Annotated in this window: 5 protein-coding genes, 1 tRNA gene and 1 pseudogene; 2 read left to right on the top strand and 5 right to left on the bottom strand. The window is 60.6% G+C overall.

Features of this window, described 5'->3' with window-relative positions; translation table 11 throughout:
* Positions 1–1,065, bottom strand: a pseudogene (locus RJQ10_RS10135) (transposase zinc-binding domain-containing protein); the annotation flags it as partial.
* Between the two features lie 181 nt (positions 1,066–1,246).
* Complete coding sequence (locus RJQ10_RS10130; protein ID WP_350146194.1) at positions 1,247–2,320, bottom strand: Fic family protein; 1,074 nt, start codon at positions 2,318–2,320, stop codon at positions 1,247–1,249.
* A gap of 916 nt (positions 2,321–3,236) precedes the next feature.
* Between RJQ10_RS10130 and RJQ10_RS10125 the strand changes: the two genes are divergently transcribed.
* The gene (locus RJQ10_RS10125; RefSeq protein ID WP_350146192.1) at positions 3,237–4,103 is read left to right on the top strand and encodes a phage integrase N-terminal domain-containing protein; all 867 of its coding nucleotides are present in this window, start codon (positions 3,237–3,239) and stop codon (positions 4,101–4,103) included.
* A 215-nt stretch (positions 4,104–4,318) separates the two neighbouring features.
* Complete coding sequence (locus tag RJQ10_RS10120; protein WP_350146190.1) at positions 4,319–5,413, top strand: tyrosine-type recombinase/integrase; 1,095 nt, start codon at positions 4,319–4,321, stop codon at positions 5,411–5,413.
* 23 nt (positions 5,414–5,436) lie between these two features.
* Here the strand turns inward: RJQ10_RS10120 and RJQ10_RS10115 are convergent.
* From RJQ10_RS10115 to queE, 3 genes are all read right to left on the bottom strand, one after another.
* Positions 5,437–5,512, bottom strand: a tRNA-Lys gene (locus tag RJQ10_RS10115).
* A 76-nt stretch (positions 5,513–5,588) separates the two neighbouring features.
* Positions 5,589–6,290: a 7-cyano-7-deazaguanine synthase QueC gene (gene queC / locus RJQ10_RS10110; RefSeq protein ID WP_350146188.1), complete on the bottom strand. Its 702-nt coding sequence runs from the start codon at positions 6,288–6,290 to the stop codon at positions 5,589–5,591.
* Positions 6,274–6,969 (bottom strand): 7-carboxy-7-deazaguanine synthase QueE, encoded by a 696-nt coding sequence (gene queE / locus RJQ10_RS10105; protein ID WP_350146186.1) that lies wholly within the window; start codon positions 6,967–6,969, stop codon positions 6,274–6,276. Before queE ends, queC begins: the two co-directional genes overlap by 17 nt.
* Positions 6,970–6,982 lie beyond the last annotated feature (13 nt).

Raw genomic sequence — 6,982 nt, 5'->3', positions numbered from 1 at the left:
CCGCCAATCGGGCGATGAAATCCACCGGATCGAAGGCCACCTGGGTCGTCCCGTCCCGGTAGGGGGTCTTCAGGGTGTATACCACCTTACCCGTGGAACTGAGAGATAGACGAGGAACAGCGACGGCGGGACGGGCGATGTCGTTGCCGTTTATTTCGTTCGTGTCCCTCACAGCTCACACCGGCGTGGAGAGAGAACCCATTGGCCTTAGCCACCCGCTCCAGTCCGGGATCAGGTCGCTCCAGTGGCCGGATGGTGCGGATCATAAAAGCCTTTCGCCCCTGCTGCGGGCCGACGGCGATGCGGTAGGAGACGGAACTGCCCAGGATCTGGGGCATGGCATCGGTGTCTTCGGCAGGGTCGAGATCCAGCCAGGCGCTCTCCATGTCCTGTTCCAGTAAGCCTTGTCGTTCCAGGCAGCGCCCCCACGCGTTTGCTGATCAGTTGAACCAGGCCCTCCAACTCGCCTTTATCCGGTGCCTTGACGCGTTGAAATCGTGGTGGTCGGTTGTCGCGATACGCATAGACGCCATCCAGGAACAGGACGTGAAAGTGAATATTCAAGTTGAGCGCGGATCCGAAGCGCTGGATCAGTGTGACTGCGCCGGTGGTGCATTCCTTGAGTGAGTACCCAGCCTTGTGGATCAGGTGGGTCGAGATCGCCCGGTACGCGATGCCCAGCACCTTGCCCATTGCCTGGGGATGGGCGGCGAACAGATAGCGCAGAGGAAAGGGGAAACTGATGACCCACTGACGAAGCGGGACATCGGGAAACACCTCCTCGGCTAGCAGAGCGGCGGTCTCCGCCATGCGGCGGGCGCCACAGCTGGGGCAAAATCCGCGCCGCTTGCAGGAAAATGCCACCAGACGCTCGAAGTGGCATTTGTCGCAACGCACCCGCAGGAATCCGTATTCCAGACGGCCGCACTTGAGATAGGCCTCAAAATCCCTGTGGACATGGTCGGGTAGGGATTTGCCCTGCTGGGCAAGCTGGTCCACCAGGGCAGGGTAGTGCGCTTCGACGAGTTGGTAGAGAAGTGTTTGCTCGGGTTGATGCCGTTCGTAGGCAGTTTTGCCAAGGCCATGCCCATAAACAGGGGCAGACCCTTCCTGCCTTGTGCCAACATGGTGGTTCCGCCCAGAGAGATCGAACGAACCAGCCTGTAACGGATGGCTGGACAATGCCACGTCCAAAGAAGCCGCCGAGCCTGGTGCGATTCATCAGATGCGGCGGTGACTGAAATAGTTACTGGCCCAGGGAATACCAGGTGCCCCGTCCGGCGCCATGCCGGGTAAGGTGTCCGGCTTCAGTGAGCACCTTTATGTGGTCCTTGATGGTGTTCCGATTCCTGCCAGTCGCAGCGGACGCCTCAGCTACCGTCAACCGCCCCCGCTCTCGACAGATTTCCAGCAACTGCTGCGACAATTCGGGCAGGTTTCCGAGGATCAAACGCTCCCGTCGAATCTTCCGCTCCAAACTATCCTTTTGTGCTATCAGCGAGCGAAGGAAATACACCAGCCACGGTTGCCAATCGGGGCTCTCACTGCGGATGGTCACCTGGGTCTGTCGCAATGCGAGGTAGTACTGCTCCTTGCTCTGCTCAATGACACCTTCCAGGGAACTGTAGGGCACATATGCATAACCGGCCCGGAGTAGCAGCAACGTGGTCAGGACCCGGGACAGGCGACCGTTGCCGTCCTGGAAAGGATGAATTTCCAGAAACACCACGACGAAAATGGCGACCACCACCAGAGGGTGAAGATCAGCTTTCTCCAGGCTTGATCGCGCCCAATCGACCAACTCCTTCATCAGCCGCGGTGTATCGAAAGGTGTGGCGGTCCTGAACACCACCCCCAGGCTCTCTCCCTCCGGGCCAAAGGCCTCGACGTGGTTATCCAGCGTCTTGTACTTGCCGCAATGGCGTTGATCTTTCGATGAATACTTCAGAAGGTCCCGGTGGAGATGCTTGATATGGTTTTCAGTCAGCGTGATTTCGGACCAACTGGCGAAGACCAGTTCCATCACCTGTGCATAACCTGCGACCTCCTCCTCGTCGCGGGAGGCAAAATCCTTGATATTCAGATTAGCCAGCAAACGCTCTACCTCCACGTCCGTCAACCGGGCACCCTCGATTCGGGTGGAGGAGCCGATACTTTCGATGGTGGCTACCCGGCGCAGGGAGGTCAGTTGTTCCGGTGCAATACGCCCAATAGCCGCCCACGCGCCTTTGAACTCATCGATCGCGGCGATGAGATTCAGCACTTCTGGCGTAATGATCAATGTGTCTGTGTGCACGCCGCCATCCGTATATTCATCCATTTCCACCCAATTAGACTAACACAACAACCTCCATTTGTCCATCCAATTCCACCCATTTTGACACCCAGACTGGGCGAGTTTGCTGGGAATGGAAGAGGGTAAGAGGGCCTCCGCCCACGTCACTACAAAGCGAAAGCGAGTAGTGACGTGGGCGCAACGTCTTGCGCCCGCACCGAAACGCCGCCTCACTCACAGCCGCTCCTTCGCTGAACTTTGGCCTGGCGCAGCCTGGCTTGTCGCATTCCCACGCAAACCGTCTCTCCCCAAAGTGGTTACACTGTAACCACAAACCCCGTCGCACTTTGACGGGGTTTTTTATCCCGCCATCCGTTGACAGGGCTTTCTGTGACAGCCATATTACCCGTTGTGGTAGAGTCCTTTCAGCACTAGAAATTACCCGTGGCCACTACGGAAAAGTGGCAAGGAAGACCCCACCTTGCATATGCAAACGGGGTAGGCAGATTCTGGTGGTATTGGAATCTGCTGAAAGCGTCGCCCAGGGCCTTCCCCGACGCAGCGGTCAGTGATGACCGGGTCCATCTTCGAACCACCACGGTGCTTTATAGTCTGGGCATCGCCCCTTCCAATCTATTCCGCTCTTTCTGGGATTTTTTCAAACGCCACAGTTGCTGTCGCGGGCCCCTGCCCTCGGCCACCCACTGTTTTCTTCAACCCGGCAAACGCGCTGACGGTCAGCGCGTTCAGCACATTCCACTCAGGAGGTAATTCCACCCCAGCCTCAGGCTGGATAACCGTTGGTTTGCACGGGCCAGTTTTCTGCGAAAACACACCGTGCTGTCTATGGCCAGACACATTCAGGTCAACCGGGATTGGTGTCCCGTGATCGTACCGCCCAGCGGGCCTGCGCAGCTTTTGTTGCCAGGTGATCAGAAACACTCACCGAAGGATCAACACTATGCGCGACCTGAACTACCAACTGAAAGTGTTATGCCGACACAGCCACGAAGGCAGCTTTGAAACCCGAGTGGGCCGGGAACGGCAGCTGACGGCCATCGCCAACCAGTTGCACGAGCTGGGTTTTAGGCAGCTGCAGGCCACCTCCCTGAGGCAGAAACATGTGCGGGCCCTGGTAGAGCACTGGCTGGGGCAAAGCCTCTCCCCAGGCACCATCAAGAACCGCATGAGCTGTTTACGTTGGTGGGCGGAGAAGGTTAACAGGCGAGCGGTCGTGGCCGGTTCCAATGATTTCTATGGCATACCGGACCGGCAGTTCGTGTCCGACAGCAGCAAGGCCAGGGGCCTGGCCCGCGAACAGCTTGACCAGGTCAAGGATGAGCATGTGCGGATCAGCCTCCGTCTGCAGAGGGCCTTTGGCCTCCGTAGGGAGGAAGCCCTAAAAATCCGGCCCCGTTGGGCGGATCGGGGCGACCACCTGCACCTGAAAGCCAGCTGGACCAAGGGTGGCCGGGAACGCACCGTCCCCATCCGCACCCGCGAGCAACGCGCCCTGCTGGAGCAGGCCAAGCGCCTGGCCGGGGTGGGGGCCCTGATCCCCCGAGGACGCAGCTATATCGAGCAGCTGAGGATCTACGAGCGCCACACAGCCAATGCGGGCCTATCGAAAATGCACGGACTGCGCCACGCCTATGCCCAGCAGCGCTACCTGGAACTCACCGGCTGGCCATCCCCCCATGGCGGTGGGCCCAGCAAGAAAGACCTGACCCCGGCGCAGCAAGAGGCGGATCTACAGGCGCGCCTGGCAATCAGTAGGGAGCTGGGGCATGTCAGGGAACAAATTACCGCGGTGTACCTGGGGAGATAGACGATGCAGATCCAGCCCCGCCTGATCCGACTCCGCGACGCCCCCGACTACCTGGGTATGGACCGCAATCGCTTTAACCGTGAGGTACGCCCTGCCCTGACGGAACTTCGCATCGGCAGCCAGGGTGTCGCCTTCGACCGCCTTGAAATAGACGCCTGGGTGGACCAATATAAACGGTGCAACGGGCGTCCCGCACGACATCGAGGAGATGAACTATGGGACGCAATCGAAACTCCGGGCTGCGGAAGCGGGGTGGGATCTGGCATATCGACAAGCAGGTCCTCGGCCATCGCATTCACCAAAGCACTGGAACGAGCGAACTCAAAACGGCGGAGCTGATACTGGCCCGCCGGGTTGAGGAGATCAGGCAGGCGTCAGTATTCGGCATACGGCCGGTGCGCATTTTTCGCGAGGCAGCCACGCGCTTTCTCGAGGAGAACACCCATCTGGCTACCCTCCGAACCTACGCCTTCCATCTGAAAGAGCTGGACCCTTACATCGGCGAACTGCCGCTGCATCAGGTCCATATGGGCACACTGCAGGCCTACATAGATAAAAGGAAGAAGGAGGGCAAGAAGAACAAGACCGTCAATGGCGCCCTGGCCACGGTACGCCGGGTACTCAACCTCAGTGCCCGGCTGTGGCGGGATGAACACGGTTTGACCTGGCTGGAGTCGGCACCGCTGATACAGTTGCTGCCGCTACACGATGCCAGGCGCCCCTACCCGCTCAGCTGGGAGGAGCAACACCGTTTGTTCAAGGCGCTGCCGGATCACCTGAGCCGGATGTGTCTGTTCAAGGTGAACACCGGCTGCCGGGATGGCGAGGTCTGCAGCTTGCAGTGGGATTGGGAGATCGACGTGCCGGAACTGGGCACCTCGGTATTCCTTATTCCGGGAGCAAAGGTCAAGAACCGGGAGGATCGGTTGGTGGTACTGAACCGGGTGGCAAAGTCAGTGATCGACAGCGTGCGCGGGCAACACCCGCAGCGCGTCTTCACCTACTACGGCCGTCCGGTACGCAGCATCAACAACAATGGCTGGAAAACGGTGCGGCGCAAGCTGGGCCTGCCGATCCGGGTGCACGACCTGAAACATACCTTCGGTCGCCGCCTGCGAGCGGCCGGTGTGCCCCTGGAAACCCGGAAAATACTGCTGGGCCACAGGAACGGCGACATCACCACGCACTACTCCGCGCCGGAGCTGGAGGAGCTCATTGAGGCGGCAAATCGGGTGTGTTCAGGAAAGTCCGGCAAAACTCCGGCACTGGTGGTGCTGCGGCACCGGACCCAGGGCGCCGGTGCCCGGTAGGTAGTTGATAGTGAAGGGGAAATTGGTGGGCCGTGCTGGATTCGAACCAGCGACCAATTGGTTAAAAGCCAACTGCTCTACCAACTGAGCTAACGGCCCCGAGCGAGGTGCGTATACTACGGATTTGGAAGTAAAACTCAAGCGGTTTTTTACGTCATCGCCGCCCATTGTCCCGCTATGACCGGTAACGGGTGGGATCGGTGACACCGGCCTGCTGGAACCCTTCGCGCCGCAGGCGACAGGAGTCACATTTGCCGCAGGCCAGGCCCTGCTCCGTGGCCTGGTAGCAGGACACGGTAAGGGCGTAGTCGACCCCAAGGGCGGTGCCCGCGCGAATGATATCGCCCTTCGAGAGCTGCATCAGCGGGGTGTGGATCGTCAGTTTCTGCCCTTCGACACCGGCGCGGGTCGCCAGGTTAGCCATGTTCTCGAAGGCGGCTATGTATTCAGGGCGGCAATCGGGGTAACCGGAGTAGTCCACCGCATTGACGCCGATGAATATGTCACTGGCGCCCAGCACCTCGGCCCAGCCCAGCGCTATCGAGAGGAATACGGTATTGCGGGCGGGGACATAGGTGACAGGGATACCGGGGGTTTCCTCTTCCGGCACGGCGATGGCCATGTCGGTCAGGGCGGAGCCGCCGATGCTGTCCAGGTTGAGCGTCACCACCTTGTGCTCGACATCGCCCAGAGCTGCGGAAGCCCGCTCCGCCGCGACCAGTTCCGCCCGGTGGCGCTGGCCGTAGTCGAAGCTCAGGGTAAAGCACTGGTAACCCTGCGCCCGTGCCATGGCCAGCACGGTGGTGGAGTCAAGCCCGCCGGAGACCAGGATGACAGCGCGCCTGCCCACCCCTGCCCGCTCAGTGCCCGGGCTCATCGTTCCACAGCAGCTTGTGCAACTGCAATTGCAGCCGCACCGGCAGATTGTCTGCCAGGATCCACTCCGCGAGCTCGCGACCGTGAAGCTGGCCATGACTGGGCGAGAACAACACATCCGACACCCGCGCCGCCAGCCGGTATTCATCGAGCTTGAAGCGCGCCCACTCGTAGTCGGCGCGGTCACAGATCACAAACTTGACCTGGTCGCGGGGCGTCAGGTGGGCGATATTGGTGTAATCGTTGCGGTGGACCTCCGCGGAAGCCGGCGTCTTCAGGTCCAGCACCTTGACCACTCTCGGGTCTACAGCAGCGACCGGCAACGCCCCGGAGGTCTCCAGCGACACTTCGTAGCCAGCGTCACAGAGCGCTACCAGCAGGGGCAGGCAGCCCGGCTGCGCCAGGGGCTCACCACCGGTGACCGTGATATAGCGTGGTCGGTGTCCTGCCACTTCTGCCAGCACCTGCCCGAGGCTCCACTGTTCACCGCCGCTAAAAGCGTAGGCAGTATCGCAGTAGACGCAGCGCAGGGGGCAGCCGGTAAGGCGCACGAATACGGTAGGCAGGCCCACGGTGCGCGCCTCACCCTGCAGGGAGTAGAAGACCTCAGTGATGCGCAGTGAGACGTCCCCCGCGTCGGCGGAGGCCGCCGGGGGGGAGCGGAGTTGGGTACTCGCCATAGCCTGGCCTGAC

Origin of the sequence: Haliea sp. (genome assembly GCF_040222615.1) — a bacterium.
Classification (GTDB): Bacteria; Pseudomonadota; Gammaproteobacteria; order Pseudomonadales; family Halieaceae; genus Haliea.
This window is presented reverse-complemented; position numbering and strand designations above follow the sequence as displayed.